The organism is Pseudomonas sp. 2VD (assembly GCF_005503585.1).
GTDB lineage: Bacteria > Pseudomonadota > Gammaproteobacteria > Pseudomonadales > Pseudomonadaceae > Pseudomonas > Pseudomonas aeruginosa.
The window spans coordinates 1-1,037 of the sequence record NZ_SCND01000686.1 but is presented as its reverse complement, the minus strand read 5'-3'; the positions used below and the strand labels follow the sequence as shown (position 1 = coordinate 1,037).

Genomic DNA, 1,037 nt, shown 5'->3' with positions numbered 1-1,037 from the left:
TACTTGATGCACCGCTACAACTGGATCAGGCCGCATCAATTCAACGACGGGTTACCACCTGCGGTGGCCGAAGAAAAACTCAACCCACTGTCCGGGATGGGTTGACCACTACACAACTATCTATCAAGACCATCTACTCTGTTTCCCCAAGCATCTAGTGGGCACCCAAAGACATCACGTCCATATGGAGCCTCACGTGCTTCAGATTCCTCAGCCGACTCAGCAACAATTGAGAAATCGCCCTTCACTAAAGCCCACCCGACCAGCCCCATACACAGCAACGACATGAAGGCGCTGGCCAGCCAGGTAAAGTTCTGAGCAAAGACAACGAAAAGCACCACCAAGAGACTAACTCGTTTGACCCAGCGCACGACAGGCCGACGATCATGCAGGCAGAAGCGCACAAGCGAGCCCAGAGTATGACCGACCCGGGCGGCAAAACCTTTGTTGGCGTGTGCGTTCATGATCAACCTCCTGGATCCAAAAGGAAGGCATCCTGCTATCACCTATACGACGAAATGAGTGAATTAGCAAGCCCTGTGGCATATTATGCCACTAGCTATCTATGGACTGGAGCACCCCATGGCAACTCGAAACGTCGTCCTTCCTGATCCGATGGAGCAGGACATCAACGAACTGGTGGAGACCGGCCGCTATCAAAACCGCAGCGAGGTCATCCGGGCAGGCCTACGCCTGTTGCTGCAGCAGGAAGCCCAGAACAGCGCCAAGCTCGAAGCCCTCCGCAACGCAACATCCAGTGGGTTGATGCAACTAGAGCGCGGCGAGTACGACGAGATCACCAGCGACGACCTGGCCCAATACCTCGACGAGCTCGGCAACCAGGCGAGCCACTGAAGCATGGCCAAGTACCGCATCTCCCATGATGCTCAAGCGGACATCGTCGATATCCTGCGCTTCACCCATAACCGCTTCGGCGATGCCGCGCGCCGACGTTACCAGGCACTCATAGGGGCGGCGCTGGAAGCAGTTGCGACAGACCCACAACAGGTAGGCAGCATCAGCCGTGAAGAACTGGG

General features: G+C 56.2%; 3 protein-coding genes. 2 read left to right on the top strand and 1 reads right to left on the bottom strand.

The window, feature by feature from the left end; all coding sequences use genetic code 11:
- Positions 1-116 precede the first annotated feature (116 nt).
- On the bottom strand, positions 117-464 hold the full coding sequence (locus FFS27_RS33095; protein WP_071534421.1) for a hypothetical protein: 348 nt from the start codon (positions 462-464) through the stop codon (positions 117-119).
- Positions 465-582: 118 nt separating this feature from the next.
- Between FFS27_RS33095 and FFS27_RS33090 the strand changes: the two genes are divergently transcribed.
- Together FFS27_RS33090 and FFS27_RS33085 are read left to right on the top strand one after the other, a co-directional pair.
- On the top strand, positions 583-855 hold the full coding sequence (locus tag FFS27_RS33090; RefSeq protein WP_003123374.1) for a type II toxin-antitoxin system ParD family antitoxin: 273 nt from the start codon (positions 583-585) through the stop codon (positions 853-855).
- Between the two features lie 3 nt (positions 856-858).
- Positions 859-1,037, top strand: a 179-nt coding sequence (locus FFS27_RS33085) for a type II toxin-antitoxin system RelE/ParE family toxin (RefSeq protein WP_137952579.1), incomplete at its 3' end; no start/stop codon positions are given.

Excerpts from the sequence above, each read along its gene's own strand:
- FFS27_RS33090 (WP_003123374.1), top strand. The coding sequence starts at position 583 with ATGGCAACTCGAAACGTCGTCCTTCCTGATCCGATGGAGCAGGACATC.
- FFS27_RS33095 (WP_071534421.1), bottom strand. The coding sequence starts at position 464 with ATGAACGCACACGCCAACAAAGGTTTTGCCGCCCGGGTCGGTCATACT.